This window comes from Sphingomonas sp. (genome assembly GCF_029239295.1).
GTDB lineage: Bacteria > Pseudomonadota > Alphaproteobacteria > Sphingomonadales > Sphingomonadaceae > Sphingomonas.
In genome coordinates this window covers 266,670-283,341 of record NZ_JAQZBC010000006.1, presented here as the reverse complement: position 1 = coordinate 283,341, position 16,672 = coordinate 266,670, and the positions used below count along the sequence as shown (strand labels likewise).

15 protein-coding genes are annotated in these 16,672 nt (G+C 66.1%); 11 read left to right on the top strand and 4 right to left on the bottom strand.

The features are described 5' to 3' along the window. Positions 1–37: 37 nt before the first annotated feature. Positions 38–1,420: a M17 family metallopeptidase gene (locus K0S66_RS08500; protein WP_301074901.1), complete on the bottom strand. Its 1,383-nt coding sequence runs from the start codon at positions 1,418–1,420 to the stop codon at positions 38–40. 77 nt (positions 1,421–1,497) lie between these two features. On the opposite strand from K0S66_RS08500, the gene trxB reads away from it, so the two are divergent. Both trxB and K0S66_RS08490 read left to right on the top strand, forming a co-directional pair. Beyond that, complete coding sequence (trxB, locus tag K0S66_RS08495; protein ID WP_301074900.1) at positions 1,498–2,466, top strand: thioredoxin-disulfide reductase; 969 nt, start codon at positions 1,498–1,500, stop codon at positions 2,464–2,466. 126 nt (positions 2,467–2,592) lie between these two features. Next, positions 2,593–4,107 (top strand): peptidase S10, encoded by a 1,515-nt coding sequence (locus K0S66_RS08490; protein WP_301074899.1) that lies wholly within the window; start codon positions 2,593–2,595, stop codon positions 4,105–4,107. Here the strand turns inward: K0S66_RS08490 and K0S66_RS08485 are convergent. Genes K0S66_RS08485 through K0S66_RS08475 form a run of 3 tightly spaced genes read right to left on the bottom strand, consistent with a single transcriptional unit; the run spans position 4,091 to position 5,832 of the window. Then, positions 4,091–4,876: a hydrolase 1, exosortase A system-associated gene (locus K0S66_RS08485; RefSeq protein ID WP_301074898.1), complete on the bottom strand. Its 786-nt coding sequence runs from the start codon at positions 4,874–4,876 to the stop codon at positions 4,091–4,093. The genes K0S66_RS08490 and K0S66_RS08485 overlap by 17 nt on opposite strands. Further along, positions 4,873–5,541 carry a hypothetical protein gene (locus K0S66_RS08480; protein WP_301074897.1) on the bottom strand — a complete coding sequence of 223 codons (669 nt, stop codon included), beginning with the start codon at positions 5,539–5,541 and terminating at the stop codon, positions 4,873–4,875. Before K0S66_RS08480 ends, K0S66_RS08485 begins: the two co-directional genes overlap by 4 nt. 18 nt (positions 5,542–5,559) lie before the next feature. Next, positions 5,560–5,832, bottom strand: a complete 273-nt coding sequence (locus tag K0S66_RS08475; RefSeq protein WP_301074896.1) for an acyl carrier protein — start codon at positions 5,830–5,832, stop codon at positions 5,560–5,562. A 79-nt stretch (positions 5,833–5,911) separates the two neighbouring features. Between K0S66_RS08475 and K0S66_RS08470 the strand changes: the two genes are divergently transcribed. From K0S66_RS08470 to K0S66_RS08430, 9 genes are all read left to right on the top strand, one after another. Then, positions 5,912–7,435 (top strand): acyl-CoA ligase (AMP-forming), exosortase A system-associated, encoded by a 1,524-nt coding sequence (locus K0S66_RS08470; RefSeq protein ID WP_301074944.1) that lies wholly within the window; start codon positions 5,912–5,914, stop codon positions 7,433–7,435. Beyond that, positions 7,432–8,652 (top strand): pyridoxal-dependent decarboxylase, exosortase A system-associated, encoded by a 1,221-nt coding sequence (locus K0S66_RS08465; protein WP_301074895.1) that lies wholly within the window; start codon positions 7,432–7,434, stop codon positions 8,650–8,652. The genes K0S66_RS08470 and K0S66_RS08465 overlap by 4 nt, the downstream gene beginning before the upstream one ends. A 101-nt stretch (positions 8,653–8,753) precedes the next feature. Next, a complete protein-coding gene (locus K0S66_RS08460; RefSeq protein ID WP_301074894.1) occupies positions 8,754–9,401 on the top strand; it encodes an XrtA/PEP-CTERM system exopolysaccharide export protein in 648 nt (215 codons plus the stop codon). 12 nt (positions 9,402–9,413) lie between these two features. Next, on the top strand, positions 9,414–10,937 hold the full coding sequence (locus tag K0S66_RS08455; protein WP_301074893.1) for an XrtA system polysaccharide chain length determinant: 1,524 nt from the start codon (positions 9,414–9,416) through the stop codon (positions 10,935–10,937). After that, positions 10,934–12,070 (top strand): AAA family ATPase, encoded by a 1,137-nt coding sequence (locus tag K0S66_RS08450; protein ID WP_301074892.1) that lies wholly within the window; start codon positions 10,934–10,936, stop codon positions 12,068–12,070. The genes K0S66_RS08455 and K0S66_RS08450 overlap by 4 nt, the downstream gene beginning before the upstream one ends. A 10-nt stretch (positions 12,071–12,080) precedes the next feature. Then, positions 12,081–13,691: a hypothetical protein gene (locus K0S66_RS08445; protein WP_301074891.1), complete on the top strand. Its 1,611-nt coding sequence runs from the start codon at positions 12,081–12,083 to the stop codon at positions 13,689–13,691. 11 nt (positions 13,692–13,702) lie between these two features. Continuing rightward, positions 13,703–14,767 carry an AAA family ATPase gene (locus tag K0S66_RS08440; RefSeq protein WP_301074890.1) on the top strand — a complete coding sequence of 355 codons (1,065 nt, stop codon included), beginning with the start codon at positions 13,703–13,705 and terminating at the stop codon, positions 14,765–14,767. 1 nt (position 14,768) lies between these two features. After that, complete coding sequence (locus K0S66_RS08435; RefSeq protein ID WP_301074889.1) at positions 14,769–15,608, top strand: XrtA system polysaccharide deacetylase; 840 nt, start codon at positions 14,769–14,771, stop codon at positions 15,606–15,608. Between the two features lie 47 nt (positions 15,609–15,655). Continuing rightward, complete coding sequence (locus K0S66_RS08430; RefSeq protein ID WP_301074888.1) at positions 15,656–16,672, top strand: FemAB family XrtA/PEP-CTERM system-associated protein; 1,017 nt, start codon at positions 15,656–15,658, stop codon at positions 16,670–16,672.

The following is a 16,672-nucleotide window of genomic DNA, read 5'->3' as shown; positions in this document are numbered from 1 at the left end:
TGCGCACGACGCCAGGTTGCCGATGCTGCGGTGTCGGTCAGCCGTAGCGTTTGCGCAGCACACCCCAGGCGGCTGCGAGGCCCAGCGCCGCGCCGCCCTTGGGCCGTCCGGGCTTCGCCGCCGGGCGCCACGCGAAGGTGTCGACATGCGCCCAGGCGATGTCCTTCGGGACGAACCGTCGCAGGAACAGCGCGGCGGTAACCGCGCCAGCGAAGCCGCCGTCGGGCGCATTGACCATGTCCGCCACGTCAGACTTCAACATGTCGTCATACCCATCCCACAGCGGCAGCCGCCACAAGGGATCATGGGCGGCGGTGCCGGCGGCGAGGAAGTCGGCGGCCAGATCCTCGTCATTGGTGAACAGCGGCGGCAAATCGGGGCCAAGCGCGATGCGCGCCGCGCCGGTCAGCGTGGCATAATCCAGGATCAGTTCGGGCCGCTCCTCTGCCGCCCGCGTCAGCGTGTCGCCCAGGATCAGCCGGCCCTCGGCGTCGGTGTTGGTATTCTCCACCGTCAGCCCAGCGCGGCTCCGCAGCACGTCGCCGGGGCGGAAGGCGCTGCCCGAGATGGCATTTTCCACCGCCGGCACGAGCAGATGGAGCCGCACCTTCAGCTTGGCTCCCATGATCAGGCCGGCGAGGGCGATCATGTGCGCTGCCCCGCCCATGTCCTTTTTCATCAGCCGCATGCCACCCGACGTCTTGATGTCGAGCCCGCCCGAATCGAAGCAGACGCCCTTGCCGACCAGCGCGATGCGCGGATCGGCTGGGTCACCCCATTCCAGTTCGATCAACCGCGGTGCGCGCTCCTTGCTCGCCGCCTGGCCGACCGCGTGGATCATCGGATATTCGATCGCCAGCGCGTCGCCACGCGTCACGCGCACCGTTGCGGCGTGCGTCTTGGCCAATGCATCGATCTGCGCCTCGAGTTCGGCCGGGCCTAGGTCGGACGCGCCGGTGTCGACCAGATCGCGGACCAGCGCGGTCGCCGCGGCAAGCCGCACCGTCTCCTCGATCCGCCCGGGCTCGCCGGTCAACAGCACCCGCGCGCCTTGCGGATCTGCGCGCCGGTAGCGCGTGAAGCGATGCTGCGCGAGGCACCAACCCAGCATCGCCGCGCCTGGCTCTCCCTCCGCCAGCCGATAGGTCCCCTCGGGAAGCCCATCACCCAGCGACGCGATCCGCCAGGGTGAGGTCACATCCTCGTTGCACACCAGCAGCATCGCCCAATCATCGGCCGCGTCTCCGGGAAGAATCGCCCGGTTGCCCGGGTTACCAATCACCTTGTTGGCTGCAACCGCGGCGCGGGTACGCGCCGGTTGCCCCGCCAGCCATTCCTCGAACCGGTCGGGATGGACGACGTGGATGGTGCGCGCGGGTTGGCCCCGGTCGGCGGCGAGAAGGCTGGAAAAGTCGGTCATGGGGCAAGCAAAGCAGGACTTTCCCGTCGGCGCAACGCGCGGTTCCCTTGGGTCCCGCGGCACCCTACATCGCGCGCATGACCACTCACTCGACTCGCATGCTTATCCTGGGTTCCGGCCCCGCCGGCCTTTCGGCCGCCATCTATGGTGCCCGTGCCGGGATGAAGCCGATCCTTGTCCAGGGCATCCAGCCCGGCGGCCAGCTGATGACCACCACCGACGTGGAAAATTACCCCGGTTTCGCCGAGGTGATCCAGGGCCCGTGGCTGATGGAGCAGATGCAAAAGCAGGCCGAGCATGTCGGCACGACGTTGGTGTGGGACACGGTGGTGTCGGTCGATCTGTCGCGCCGCCCGTTCCGCCTCATCGGCGACAGCGGCGATATCTATGAGGGCGACGTTCTCGTCATCGCCACCGGTGCGCAGGCCAAGTGGCTCGGCCTCGCGAGCGAGGAAGCGATGAAGGGCAAGGGCGTTTCCGCCTGCGCGACCTGCGACGGCTTCTTCTATCGCGGCAAGAAGGTCGCGGTGATCGGCGGCGGCAATACCGCGGTTGAGGAGGCGCTCTACCTCACCAACCATTCCGACGACGTGACGCTGATCCACCGCCGCGATTCGCTACGCGCGGAGCGCATCCTGCAGGAGCGGCTGTTCGCCCATCCCAAGGTGAAGGTGCTGTGGAACAAGGAAGTGCGCGAGTTCGTCGACGGCGGCGGCAATGCCGGCCTCGTCGCGCTCGATCTTGTCGACACGGTGACGGGCGAGCATAGCCGTCTCGATGTCGAGGGCGGTTTCGTCGCGATCGGCCACCACCCGGCGACCGAGTTGTTCCGCGGCCATCTCGAGCTGGACGAGGATCATTACATCAAGGTCGATACCGGGTCGACGCGCACAAGCGTGCCTGGCGTGTTCGCCTGCGGCGACGTGATGGACAAGACCTATCGCCAGGCGATCACCGCGGCAGGCACCGGCTGCATGGCCGCGCTCGACGCCGAGCGCTTCCTTGCCGAGGCCGAATTTGAGAAAATGGCCGAAGCCGCAGAGTAAAAGCCCCGAAAAACGGCATGCCGGGCTTGTCCCGGCATCCACCCTGCCGCACTCTCGGCACGCGTCGAGGACGCGATAAAAAGTGGATGCCGGGCAATGCCGGTATGACCGTATTTGGGGGATTGCATGAAGTTACGCATCGCGCTGGCGCTTGGCGCCGCGCTCGTTGCCGCGCCGCTGACCGCGCAGGAAAAGCCGAACAGCAAGGCGGAACAGGCCGCCGACGACACCAGCATCCCGCCGCCCGCCGTTTCTGTCACGCGGCATTCAGGCACCTTTGGCGGCACGCGCATCAACTATCGTGCAATCGCCGGCGAAACCTATCTGAAGGACAAGGCGGGCAAGCCGCTCGCCGCGATCACCTCCTACAGCTACATCAAGGAAGGCCCGGTCGATCCCAAGCGCCCGGTGACGTTCCTGTGGAACGGCGGACCCGGTTCTGGCTCGCTGTGGCTGCACATGGGCGCCTTCGGGCCGAAGCGTGTAGTGCTTCCGTCGGACGCGCGCGACGATGGCGCGCCGCCTTATCCGATCGTCGATAATGTCGATTCGCTGCTCGACGTGACGGACATCGTCTTCATCGATCCGGTCGGCACCGGCTTCAGCCGCGCGCTCGGGAAGACTGATCCCAAGGATTATTGGGGCGTGACGAAGGACGCCAAGTCGATGGCGGACTTCATCCGGCTCTGGCTGAACGAGCACGGCAGGTGGAACGCGCCCAAGTTCATCGGCGGGGAAAGCTATGGCACCACCCGCTCTGCGGCGGTGATCAACGAGCTGGAGGGCACCTACACCGACGTGGCGGTGAACGGCATCCTGCTGATTTCCTCGATCCTGGATTTCAGCGTCGCGGCTGATTCGCCCGGCAACGAACTTGGCTATGTCACCAACCTGCCGTCGATGGCGGCGACCGCCTGGTACCATAACAAGGTCGCCAATCGTCCCGCGACGGTCGAGGAATTCATCGCCGAGGCAAAGGCGTTCGCGATCGGCCCCTATGCCGCCGCGCTGCTGAAGGGCAATTCGCTCGGTGCCGAGGAGCGACAGCAGATCCTGCCGCAGCTGTCGCGCTACACCGGCGTGTCGCAGGATTACCTCGCCCGCGCTGACCTTCGCCTCTCGCCCCGCCGCTTCTACAAGGAACTGCTGCGCGATCGCGGCCAGACAATCGGCCGGCTCGACACGCGCTACGTCGGAAAGGATTATGACGACGCCGGCGAAACACCCGACAATGATCCCAGCTTCTATGCCATCGACGGCGCCTACACCGCCGCAATGAACGCGTATTCGCGTGAGACGCTGAAATACTCGCCCGACGTGACGTATGTCTCGATTGGCGGCGTGCGCGATTGGGACTGGAAGATCGGCGGCCCGCGCGGCGGGGAGGGCTATCTCAATGTCGCGCCCTATATCGGCAAGGCGCTGCGCGAGAACAGCGGCCTGCGCGTCTTCGTCGGCCAAGGCTATTATGATTTCGCGACGCCCTTCTTCGGCGCGGAATACTCACTCAATCGCACCGGCATCCCCAATGACGGGCGCATCAGCTGGCATTGGTACAATGCGGGGCACATGATGTACGTTCGCGATGAGGATTTGCGGAAGCTGTCAAACGACATCCGCGCCTTTATTCGGGCGCGTTGAGAACCTGCCGGATCGCCGTTTCCAGCGCTTCTGCATCGCCGGTGCGCGCGAAGCTGTGTGATCCGGTCTCGACGGTGACGGTGCGCGGGGAAATCCCCGCGCGCCGTGCCGCATCGGCATAGGCAATGGCGGTGCCGTCCTCCTGCGCAAGGACGATGGTCGCTTCGGCGCTCCATTGCGCGATTGATGCGATGGTATGGGCGGTCAATCCGTCGTCGCCCGCGGGCGCGGCGATGCTGCGCAGGCCGCGCAGCAGCTTCGGCAGCGACAGGCCTCGGCGCATGATCCCCACCCACGCCGCCGGATCGCGCAATCGCGCGGCGTAATGTGCGCGGATCGCTGCGGGCGGGGGCAGCGCGTCGGTGGGCTCCACTGCCCATGGATTGGCGAGAACCACCGAATCGCAGCCGGCTTCTCGGCCCCACCAGGCAAGCGCGGTCGCGCCATCACAATTCCCGAAGCCGACCAGGTGCGTGACGTGGGGTGCCTGCGCGCGGAAGGCTGCGGCCGCCGCCAGCAGGTCCTCGCGTGCGCCGCGAAAGCCCGTGTTGCTGCCGGATGAGTCGCCGACGCCGCGCCGGTCGAAGCGAAACACGGGAGTGCCACGTCCGGCCAGCCGCGCGGCAAGCAGCGCCATGCCGCGATGAGCACCGGCCCGTACCTCGTTGCCACCCGTCACGATCAGCAGCCCGGTGCTCCCCGATCCCTCATCCAGCGTGCCGACCAGTATCTCGCCTTCGCACGGGAAGGTCAGCAGCCGCCGCGTCACGTGTCGCCCCCCGCAAGCCAGGCGACGATATCCTCCGCGATCAGCGTCTGAAGTGGGTGATCGATCGTCGGCTCGGCAGCCCGCCACAGTGGGGCGCCCGGCAGCTTGCGATCCGCGACCTTGGGGTCGCTGTCCAGCCGAACGACCCGCAATGCGCCGGCCGTGGTCGGCTGTGCGCCGGCCAGTTGTGCCATCATCGCCGCCGAAATTGCATTGCCGCCCGCATCATCGCCGCCGCCGGCGCGCTGCAGCCGCCCAAGTTCGCGAACCACGCTGTCGCCGGTTTGTGGCGCCAGATACCAGCGGCTCGCCACCTCCGCCTCCGCGTCGACCAGCGCGCCGGCGCGCCAGCCAATACTGTGAACTGGGCCGGCGACGCTCGCGCAGGCAGCGGCAAAGGCACCCCGCCACGCCGCCAGCGTGGCATCGCTTGTGGCAAGCAGGCTTTCGTTCGTGCCGGGAAGGTCAGGCAGGATCGAGCCGATTCCCCGCACCGCCAATTGTCGAAGCACGTCGACCATCGCCGCACGCGTTCGATTGGCTTCCTCGAAGAAGGGCAGGGCCGCCACCATCGTGGGGCCGTGAGGCGGCCCGAAGCGGAGCATCGCCTCGCGTCCGCCCGGCCAGTCGTAATGTTCGATCGTCAGGCCGGGCACTCCGGCCATCGTCTCAGGCCCCCCGAGTCACACGAGCGCCTTAGAGGCGGCAAAGGTGGTTAGCGCGCCAAAGGTTTCCAGCATCTCGCCATCAACCTCGTCATCGTCGATCACGATGCCAAGCCGATCCTCAATCTCGGTCAGCACGCCGGCCACGGCCATCGAATCGAGTTCCGGCAAGGCGCCGAACAACGGGGTGGTGTCATTGAACCCCGCAACCTGTTCGTCGGACAGAGCGAGCACGTCCTTTAGTATCGCACGCAACGCCGCGTCGACTTCGGGCTTGCCTTCAGGAATCACCTGCGTCCCCTCAAATTTGTTGCACCGCCGTTAAGCCGGGGGGATGAATTCCGCAACTTTCCGGGGCAAGGGTAGCGTGATGGTGCCGCTCGATCCCGTTCCGCAGCCGATCGACCACGTTCTCGCTGGTGCAGCAGATGCGCCGGCGCTGGTCGATCGCGCGGGCGCGCTCAGTTATGCCCAGGTGGAAGACCGCGTGGCCCGGCTCGCCGGCTGGCTGTCGGCGCAGGGCCTTGCACCGGGCGACCGAGTCGCGACCTGGCTGCCCAAGACGCGGGAGGCGTGCCTGATGCCGCTCGCCGCGCCGCGCGCCGGGCTGGTTCATGTGCCGATCAACCCGCTGCTCAAGCGTGCGCAGGTCGCCCACATCCTTGCCGACAGCGGCGCTCGGTTGCTGCTGACGCAACCGGCGCGTGCCGCAACGCTCGATCCCGCGGACACACAGGGCGTTATCGTTCACGTCGAGGCCGGCGAAGGCACCCCTATGCCCCGCTCCGGGGCCGATCCTGATGCGTTAGCGGCCATTCTTTACACGTCCGGCTCAACCGGTAGGCCAAAGGGTGTGATGCTCAGTCACGCCAACCTGTGGCTCGGCGCCAACAGCGTGGCCCACTACCTTCGCCTCGCCCCCGACGATGTGGTGCTCGGCGTCCTGCCGCTCAGCTTCGATTATGGGCAGAACCAGTTGTTCTCCACCTGGGCAGCCGGGGCAGCCGTTGCGCCGCTCGATTATCTGACCGCGCGCGACGTGGTGAAGGCGGTCGAGCGGGTGGGCGCCACCACGCTCGCAGGGGTGCCGCCCTTGTGGGTCCAGGTTCTCGAGGCGGACTGGCCGGTCGAGACGGCTGCCCGCCTGCGCCGGCTGACCAATTCCGGCGGCGCTTTGACCCCGCGGCTGGTTCGCGGCCTCCGCGGGCGTTTCCCGCACGCGGATCTCTATCCCATGTACGGGCTGACCGAGGCGTTCCGCTCCACCTTCCTCGACCCCACACTTGTCGATGCCCACCCGGAGGCGATCGGCGCCGCCATTCCGCATGCCGAGGTAATGATCGTTCGCCCCGACGGCAGCGAGGCTCCGGCGGCAGAGCCCGGCGAACTGGTCCATGCCGGCCCGCTGGTAGCGCACGGCTATTGGCGCGATCACCAGCGTACCGCATTACGCTTCCGGCCCGCACCGGCCTTCTCGCGCTACGGTGGTATCGCAGTGTGGTCGGGGGACACCGCGATGCGGGGCGAGGATGGCTTGCTTCGTTTCGTCGGCCGGGATGACGAGATGATCAAGTCGGCCGGCAACCGGATCAGTCCTGGCGAAGTGGAGGAAGCGGTCGTGGCCGGCGGCGAAGCGGCGGAGGCCGTGGCAATCGGCGTCCCGGATGCGCGGCTTGGCCAAGCGATCCTGGTCGTCGCCCGCGGTGATGCGGCCAACGAGCCAGCGCTGCGTGATCGTCTGCGGCGCGACTTGCCTAATTTCATGCAGCCAACCCATTTCGAATGGCGCGACGAATTGCCACGCAATGCGAATGGCAAGCTGGACCGCGCGGGCCTGCGTGCAGCAATGCTGGCACGACAAGGGCAGGGCGCGGCTGACGAGGACAAAGCATGAGCAAGCCGTTCGGACCGCTGCCGCCGGAGTTTGCCGCGCAGGCGGGCGATCTCATGATCGGTGGGCGCGCCGCATCGGAGTGGGTGGCTGATCACGGCTCCCCCATCTTCGTCTATGATCCTGCAATTGTCGCGAGCCGGGTCGCTGCGTTTCGTTCTGCCTTCCCCGCCGTGGACCTGCATTACGCGATCAAGGCGAACCCACATCCTGCGATGCTCGCGGCCATCGCACCCTTGGTCGATGGTCTGGACGTCGCCTCTGCCGGCGAACTGCACAAGGCGCTCGGCGCCAAACCCGACAGCACGATCAGCTTTGCCGGGCCAGGTAAGCGCAACGATGAGCTGGAGGCTGCGATCGTTGCCGGGGCGACGCTAAACGTCGAATCGGAAGGGGAGGCCGCGCGCGCGCTGGCGATTGGCGAGCGGCTGGGCAGGGCACCGCGCCTCGCTGTGCGCGTCAATCCCGACATCGAACTCAAAGGATCCGGGATGAAGATGGGCGGCCGTCCGTCGCCCTTTGGCGTCGATGCGGAACGCGTCGCCGCATTGGTGCGCACGATCGTCGCGGGCGGGGCCGACTGGCGCGGATTCCACATCTTTGCTGGGAGCCAGGCGCTCGACAGCCAAGCGCTGATCGAAACCCAGGCAGCGACGCTCGCGCTTGCCGAGCGGCTCAGCGACGAAGCAGGTCACATGCCGCCGCTGGTGAATCTGGGCGGCGGCTTCGGCATTCCGCACTTCGCCGGCGACACGCCGATCGATCTGAAGGCGATCGGCGACGCCTTGGGCGATGCACTTGAGCATACCCGCCTGCAATCGCGCTATGCGATCGAACTGGGGCGATGGCTGGTGGGGGAAAGCGGCGTCTATCTGTCGCGAGTGGTCGACCGCAAGGAAAGCCGCGGGGAAACCTTCCTTGTGGTTGATGGTGGGCTTCATCACCAACTCGCGGCCAGCGGCAATTTTGGCACGGTCGTCCGGCGCAACTATCCCGTCGCCGTGGCGCACCGCATGGGTGAGGCGGGGGGCGAGGAAGTGTCAGTGGTCGGCTGCCTGTGCACGCCGCTCGACCGCCTGGCGGACAAGGTGCTGCTTCCGCCTGCCGATGTCGGCGATACGATCGCCATCTTTATTGCCGGTGCCTATGGCGCGACCGCCAGCCCGAGTCTATTTCTGGGACACCCGCCAGCGGTAGAGTGTGTCGCCACGCGACCCTAAACGCTATCTTCACCTCTTACTTACATAGTTGACCGTGAGCGATGCTGGTCGGGAGCCATGTTTTCCGTAGCCGGCTGCGTGCGCCCGACGGAGGTTTTTCGATGCGTGTTTCGCGTGGGTTGAGTTTTCTGCCACCGGCTTTGCTGGCCACCACCATGTTGGCAGGCTGTGCGACCACGGGCAGCACCCGGCCGGAACTGCCGCCGGCCGCCTTTGTCGCCAGCAAGGAGCAGCCGGGTGAGGAATATATCATCGGCCCGCTCGACTCCCTCCAGATCTTCGTTTGGCGCAATCCGGAATTGTCGGCGAAGGTCCAGGTGCGCCCCGATGGCCGCATAACGACCCCGTTGGTCAATGACATGCCGGCCGTGGGGAAGACTCCGGCGATGCTCGCCGACGACATGAAGCTTGCGCTTGCGGAATACATCAAGGACCCGATCGTCAGCGTCATCGTCGACAGCTTCTCGGGCACTTACAGTCAGCAGGTCCGCATCGTCGGCGCCACGGAAAAGCCGGCAGCGCTACCCTATCGCGCCAATATGACGCTGCTCGACGCGATGATCGCGGTCGGGGGGCTGAACGAATATGCTGCGGGCAATCGCGCGCGCCTGATCCGCTACGACCGCGCGACTGGGAAGCAGAAGGAGTACAAGCTCAGCATCAACCGGCTGCTGAAGAACGGCGATTCGTCCGCCAACGTCAGGCTGGAACCGGGTGACGTGATTATCATCCCCGAGAGCATGTTCTAAGAAGGACGATCGGTGACCGGGCTTTACGAAGAGATCAGGATCGCTGGCCATGCGATCTGGACGCGGCGCTGGCTGGCGCTGGCGATCGCCTGGGGCATCTGCATCCTGGGCTGGCTCGCCGTCAGCCAGATCCCCAGCCGCTACGAAAGCCACGCGCGCGTCTTCGTACAGATGCGCTCGATCCTCCCCGCGAGTGCCGATCCCGGCGCGATGGGCGATCAGCAGCGTGATATTGACACGGTTCGCCAGACGCTGACCTCGTCGGTCAACCTGCAAAAGGTCGTTCGTGGCACCGATCTGGCAAAGACGGTGTCGTCGGATCGCGACATTGCCGATCGCGCTGCCGGTCTGCAGAACGCGATCAAGATCACGGCGCAGCAAGACAATCTGTTCGAGATCGTATCCTCCGCCGCATCGCCGAAGCTGGCCACCGCTATCACCCAGAAGCTGATCGACATCTTTGTCGAGACGAACCTGTCCGACGATCGTCAGCAGAGCAGCCAGACGCTGCAGTTCCTTGAAGGGCAGCTCGAGACGCTCGGCGGAAAGCTGCAGGATGCCGAGGCCAAGCGTGCTGACTTCCAGAACCGCTATCTCGGGTCGCTGCCGGGCACCGGGTCGGTCAGCGATCGCATCGGCGCGGCACGTGCGCAGCTGAGCCAGGTCGACGGCGATCTCGCGGCTGCCTCCACCAGTCTCGCGGCACTTCAGGGCCAGTTGGCCGGCACGCCCGCCAGCATCGCGGGGAGCAGCGGCACGGCGCCGGGTGTCGGACCGGCCCGCGCACGGGTTGCGGCGATCCAGGGCCAGCTCGCCGATGCGCGCGGCCGCGGCTATACCGATAATCACCCGGATGTGGTGGCGTTGAAGGCGCAACTCGGCCAGGCACAGGCCGCCGCGCGTAGCGAGCCAGCCGGCGCCGCCGCAGGCGGCGGGGTTCCCAATCCGGCGTATCTTTCACTCCAGTCGATGCTTGCTGATCGCCAGGCCAATGTCGCGGCACTGCGCATACGCCGCCAGCAGTTGCAAGGGGATCTCGACACGCTGAACGCGAAGTTGACCGAGGATCCTGAGGTCGCCGCGCAGCAGGGTGAGATCGAACGCAACTATACCGTGCTGAAGGACCAGTACGATCGCCTGCTCGCCCAACGCGAACAGGTGAGCCTGCGCAGCCAGGCGCAGACGCAAACCGACGCAGTCAAATTCTCGGTCATCGATCCGCCCACGCAGCCGCGCGCGCCGTCGGCACCGAACCGGGTTCTTCTGCTCACCGGAGTGCTGATCGTTGGCACCCTCGGCGGGATCGGCGGCGCCTTTGCCATGTCGCGTGTCCAGGCGACCTTCCCGACCGCGCAGCGACTGGAAAAGGCCTCGGGCATGCCGGTGATCGGCTCGATTGGCGAGATGTTGACCCGTCAACAGGCCGAATTGCGCCGCAAGCGGCTGAAGCTGTTTGCCGGCGGCGCGGCCGCGCTCGGCGTCAGTTATGTGGCGCTTCTTGGCGTTGAAATGCTCCAGCGGGGATTAGCGGCATGAGCAACGTCAGAAAGCGCGAAGAGTCGCTGATCGAGCGCGCGGCGCAGGTCTATGACTTTGGGGCTCATTTGCGCCGGCGCGATGCGTCGCCGCCGGCTGAACCGGCCGCCTCGTCCGCGAGGGGCGCTGCGGCGCCCGCCGTTGCCGAAGCCCCACTCCCGCTCGAATCGTCCTTCGCCGACACGACGCTTCTTCACGAAGTGGGTGAAGCTTCAGGCGGCGGGCAGGAGGCGGTAGATCAGGAGCCGCTCGACCTGACCTTTGATCTTCTCGCCGCCGCGCCGCCGGCCCCGGAGGGGGCGGAGACACTCTCCCCGATGGCCGCCGCGACGCTGATGGCGATCCCCCCGGAGCTGCGCGCTGGCGCCGAAGAAGACGATTCGCCGATCCTGTATGACGACGGCATCGCGCGGATCGACCGTGCAATGCTGGCGGAAAAGGGCATGCTCGTTCCAGGTGCGCCGATTGGTGCCCTGGCGGAGGAGTTCCGCCTGGTGAAGCGGCAGCTGCTTCTCAATGCCCGAGCGATCGGGAAGGGGCCTCTTGGTGAGCGCTCGCGCACCATTCTGGTCGGCTCGGGCAAGCCGGGTGACGGCAAGACCTTCTGCGCCATCAATCTTGCAATCAGCCTCGCCGCCGAACGGGACGTAGAGGTGCTGTTGGTCGACAGCGACTTTGCCAAGCCCGACATCATGGCCTCGCTGGGCCTCAGCGATTCCACCGGGCTGCTCGACATCCTCGCCGACGAGACGCTCGATCCGGAGGCGTTTGTCGTGCCGACTGACGTGCCACAGCTGTCGCTGCTGCCAGCGGGCAAGCGCAGCCATTCGGATACGGAATTGCTCGCCAGCGCTCGCACCGGCGAGGTTATCGATAAGTTGCTGGCCAATGATCCGCGCCGGATCATTGTGTTCGACACGCCGCCCACGTTGGCCGCGTCGCCGGCCTCGGTGCTTGCGCTTTTGGTCGGCCAGGTGATGTTGGTAGTGCGCGCCGATCGGACGACGGAAGCGGACGTTCGCGAGTCAGTCGCGCTGCTGGACGGCTGCGATCAGATCAGCCTGGTGTTGAATTCGCGCTCTTACGAGCCGGGGGGCGGCCGCTTCGGAAGCTATTATGGCCAGCAGGGATAACGGCGTGAGGATGCGGCGCCACTTTGGCTGCGGGGTCGCGATGGCGGCTCTGGTAGCGTCTGGCGCTGCGGAAGCCCGCTCGCGCTACGTGCGGCCGTATGTCGAACTGACTCAGGTGGTCGCGGCCGATCTAACCAACGACGAAGTGTTGACCTATTCTCAGGTCGCGGTCGGCGTTGATGCCGGCCTCTCGGGGCGCAATGCCGAAGGCCAGGTAAGCTACCGCTACGAACGCCGCATCCAGTGGAACGATCGCTACGCTGACGATGGCGTGCACACCGGTCTCGCGCGCGCGTCCGTCACGGTCGCGCCGGGCTTGGCGCTTGAGGGTGGAGCGATCGCCACGCGCGCGCGCAGCGACATTCGCGGCGCAGCGCCCGGCACGTTCGTCGGGCAGGTCGATAATCTGACGCAGGTGTACTCATTGTACGCCGGGCCCAGCGTGACCACCCAAGCGGGTCCGGTGCGGATCGCGGCTTCGGCTTTCGCGGGCTACACGAAGGTGGAGGTGCCTAACGCGACCGGCCTGGCGCCAGGGCAGCAGCGCCTGGATTACTATGACGATTCGAAGAATGTCATCGCTCAGGCATCTGCGGGGGTGGCCGCCGGCGCAGTTCTGCCCGTCGGCGTCTCCGTCAGTGGCGCGTATGAACGGGAAGAGGCCGGCCAGCTAGGCCAGAAGTACGAAGGGTATTTTGCGCGCGCGGACGTGACGTTGCCCGTCAGCCGCACCGCCGCCCTGCGTGCCGGCGCCGGTTATGAAAAGATCAAGGCAACCCAGCGCGACGCGCTGGTGGATGCAGCGGGCAACCCCGTTCTCGATGCTAACGGTCGCTTCGTCACCAATCCCGGATCGCCCGAGCGGATCGCGTACAATACAGATGGGCTGATCTACGACGCTGGCGTGATCTGGCGCCCCAGCCCGCGGTTCGAACTTCAGGCGAACGCCGGCTACCGCTACGGTGGGGAAACCTATTTTGGGTCGCTTAACTGGAACATGGCACGCGATACCGGGCTTCAGGTCGTGCTGTACGACGGCATCGGTACTTTCGGTCGCCAGTTGCGCAACGGCCTGCGTGATCTGCCCACCGCCTTTCAGGGATCCGCGAACCCCTTTGGCCAGCAGTTCAACGGCTGCATCTTCGGCAGTAATCCTGGCGGCGCCGGTGGTGGCGCCGGGGACTGTTTGAACGATGTGTTCCAGTCCATTTCGACCGCCAGCTATCGCGCCAGGGGAGTGGATGGCGTGATTTCCACGCGTCAGGGCCGCACCGCTTACGGCTTTGGCGCTGGCTATTCCAATCGGCGCCTCAACGTGCCGCAACTTGCGCCGGGAACGGTCGCCTACGGCATCACCGACGAAAGCTACTACGCCCAGCTTTTCTGGTCGCGAGCACTCAGCCGCGTGTCACAGGTCGATGCCAATCTGTTCGCCAATTACTATGAAAGCGGGCTGCCGGGCGCCGACGGCGTGTTCAATCTAGGCGCCACCGGCACCTACAGCCACCAGTTCGGGCGGCTCGGTACGGTGGCCTCGCTGGGCGTTTACACCTTCGACCAGGAACGCTTTGAAAGCCAATGGTCGGCACAGGCGCTGCTCGGCGCGCGTTATACCTTCTGAGGAAGCTTGGTATGTACGAGGATCATTTCGGCCTGACCGAACGCCCGTTTCAGCTGACGCCAGACCCGCGGTACTGGTTCGATTCGGCAACCCACAAGAAGGCGATGGCGTATCTTGGCTACGGTTTGGCGCAGGGTGAGGGCTTCATTGTCATCACTGGCGACATCGGCGCCGGCAAGACGACGCTCGTTGGCCATGTCACGGAACAGATCGATCCAGCGAACCTGACTGTCATCACCATCGTGTCGACCGCAATTGAGGCGGACGACCTCCTGCGTGTCGTCGCGACGGGGCTCGATATCGACCCTGTCGGTCGCTCAAAGGCGGAATTGCTGACGGTGATCGAACGCGGGCTTCATGCCGTCGCTCGCACTGGCCGACGTACGCTGTTGATCGTCGATGAGGCGCAGGCGTTGCCGGTATCGGCGCTGGAGGAGCTTCGCATGCTCTCCAATTTCCAGGCCGGCAATCGCGCGCTGCTCCAGATCTTCCTTCTGGGCCAGCCAGAGTTTCGCGAGCGGCTGAACGGCTCCGATCGACTCGAGCAGCTGCGCCAGCGTGTGATTGCCATCCATCATCTCGATCCGATGGAGCCGGAGGAGGTCGCCGATTACGTCGCGCATCGCCTGCGCATCGCGGGGTGGAAGGGGACGCCTGACTTCGCCGACAACGTCTTCCAGGTGCTTCACCGTGCCACCGGGGGTGTGCCGCGGCGGTTGAACCAGCTGATGGGGCGCGTCCTGCTGCACGCTGCGATTACGGAGGCGACGGTCATCGACGCTGCGCTCGTGAACACCGTGCGTGCCGATGCTGCCAAGGATTTGCCGAGCGCAGCGCGGGTGACGCCGGCCGTGCGCGCCGTGCCGGACCCCGTCCGGTCCGCTCCGGTCGGGTCTGCGCCAGCGGACGCCGGCGCCGACGTCGAATTGCGCCAGCGCATCGCCATGCTGGAGGCGCGGGTCGAGGAACAGGACGCTGCCTTGCGGCGCATCCTGACGCTGCTCGTGGATTGGGTGGAGAGCGATGCGCCGGCCCCGCGCGGCGGCCTGGAGGCGGTGCGCGGCGCGGCTGCATGACATGACGATTCTCAATGGCATGTCGGTCGACGTGGAGGAATGGTTTCAGGTCGGCGCCTTCGAACGCACGATCGACAAGGATGATTGGGATCGTCTCGACAGCCGCGTGGCGACGAACACCAGCATGGTGCTCGACCTGTTCGGCGAGACTGGGGTCAAGGCGACCTTTTTCACGCTTGGCTGGGTTGCGCACCGCCACTCGGCGCTCATCCGGCGCATCGTTGGTGCTGGGCATGAGATCGCCAGCCATGGCTGGGATCATCAGCGCGTATTCACCATGACTGCCGACCAGTTTCGCGCCGACTTGGCTCAAGCGCGGGCGGCGCTGGAGGATGCCGGCGGTGTCGCGGTCTCCGGTTACCGCGCGCCTAGTTTCTCGATCGACGCGCGTACCCCCTGGGCGCATCGTGTGCTGGCGGAGGAGGGCTATTCTTACTCGTCCAGCGTCGCGCCGGTCGCCCATGATCATTATGGCTGGCGTGACAGCCCACGCTTCGCTTGGCGTCCGCTTGCTGATGCGACGTTGATCGAATTGCCGGTATCGACTGCTGAACTGGCCCGCCGACGCATGGCCGTAGGTGGCGGCTTCTTCCGGCTTCTCCCGGCCGCGCTGACCGACATCGCCGTCCGGCAGTCAAACCGCGCCGGCCATGCTGGCATGTTCTACTTCCACCCGTGGGAGGTTGATCCGGCGCAACCGCGCGTCGCCAATGCCCCGCTGCGATCCAAGCTGCGGCATTACAGCCGGCTCGGCGCGATGGCAGGAAAGCTGCGCGCGCTGCTCGGCCGCCATCACTGGGGACGGGTTGATGCCGTTGCGCAGCAGGAGCGGCACTGGTGAGCAGCTTGGCGGTGAGTAGCGGTACCGCGTACCACGCAGACACAGTCATGACCGCTACAGCGATCAACGATGTCATAGTGCGCGAGGCCGTCGATGAGGACGCGCGGATCGACAGCTTTGTCCGCTCGCACCCCGCCGCCACCCCCTTTCATCTCAGCGGATGGACCCGGGCGGTGGAGCGCGGCTGCGGCCAGCGAGGGCGTTTCCTGGTCGCCGAGCGCAACGGCGCGATCGTCGGCCTGTTGCCGCTTAGCGAGATGCGCTCACCTCTCTTCGGCAAGGCGCTGGTATCGGCCGGTTTCGGCGTGGGCGGCGGCGTACTGGGGGAGGGAGTGCGCCCGCTCGCGGCCGCCGCCCGCGCGCTCGGCTATCCCTCGATCGAGTTTCGCGGTGGTCCGGTGCCTGACGGATGGTCGGTCGATGACACCAGCTATCTGGGCTTCTCGCGCCCGTTGGCGGGCGATGACGCAGCCGAGTTACTCGCTATTCCGCGCAAGCAGCGCGCTGAAGTGCGCAAGTCGCTGGCCACTGATCTTGAGGTGGTGACTGGCGGCCGCGAACTTGCCGACGAGCATTACCGGATCTACGCTGAATCGGTGCGCAATCTCGGCACCCCGGTGTTCCCCAAGCCCCTCTTTGCCGAGTTCCTGAACCGTCTGGATAGCGACATCCTGACCGTGCGCGCAGGCGGCCGCGCCGTGGCCAGCGTGCTCAGTCTCTACTTCAACGATGCGGTTTATCCCTATTGGGGGGGCGGTACCGCGGCTGCGCGGGGCTTACGCGCAAACGACCGGATGTATTTCGAACTGATGGCGCACGCGCGCGCACGCGGCTGCACCCGCTTCGACTTCGGCCGGTCGAAGACGGGAACCGGCCCTGCTGCGTTCAAGAAGAACTGGGGTTTTGAGGGCGTGCCGCTTACCTATGGCAAATGGTCGCAAGGGGCAGCGCGAGAGATCAATCCGCTCAACCCGAAATACGCGCTGATGGTACGTGGCTGGAAAAAACTGCCGCTGCCGGTGGCGACGCTCGTCGGGCCTTGGATCAGCCGCGGGCTCGGTTAG

Excerpts from the sequence above, each read along its gene's own strand:
- K0S66_RS08500 (WP_301074901.1), bottom strand. The coding sequence starts at position 1,420 with ATGACCGACTTTTCCAGCCTTCTCGCCGCCGACCGGGGCCAACCCGCG.
- trxB (WP_301074900.1), top strand. The coding sequence starts at position 1,498 with ATGACCACTCACTCGACTCGCATGCTTATCCTGGGTTCCGGCCCCGCC.
- K0S66_RS08490 (WP_301074899.1), top strand. The coding sequence starts at position 2,593 with ATGAAGTTACGCATCGCGCTGGCGCTTGGCGCCGCGCTCGTTGCCGCG.
- K0S66_RS08480 (WP_301074897.1), bottom strand. The coding sequence starts at position 5,541 with ATGGCCGGAGTGCCCGGCCTGACGATCGAACATTACGACTGGCCGGGC.
- K0S66_RS08470 (WP_301074944.1), top strand. The coding sequence starts at position 5,912 with ATGGTGCCGCTCGATCCCGTTCCGCAGCCGATCGACCACGTTCTCGCT.
- K0S66_RS08465 (WP_301074895.1), top strand. The coding sequence starts at position 7,432 with ATGAGCAAGCCGTTCGGACCGCTGCCGCCGGAGTTTGCCGCGCAGGCG.
- K0S66_RS08460 (WP_301074894.1), top strand. The coding sequence starts at position 8,754 with ATGCGTGTTTCGCGTGGGTTGAGTTTTCTGCCACCGGCTTTGCTGGCC.
- K0S66_RS08450 (WP_301074892.1), top strand. The coding sequence starts at position 10,934 with ATGAGCAACGTCAGAAAGCGCGAAGAGTCGCTGATCGAGCGCGCGGCG.
- K0S66_RS08445 (WP_301074891.1), top strand. The coding sequence starts at position 12,081 with ATGCGGCGCCACTTTGGCTGCGGGGTCGCGATGGCGGCTCTGGTAGCG.
- K0S66_RS08440 (WP_301074890.1), top strand. The coding sequence starts at position 13,703 with ATGTACGAGGATCATTTCGGCCTGACCGAACGCCCGTTTCAGCTGACG.
- K0S66_RS08435 (WP_301074889.1), top strand. The coding sequence starts at position 14,769 with ATGACGATTCTCAATGGCATGTCGGTCGACGTGGAGGAATGGTTTCAG.
- K0S66_RS08430 (WP_301074888.1), top strand. The coding sequence starts at position 15,656 with ATGACCGCTACAGCGATCAACGATGTCATAGTGCGCGAGGCCGTCGAT.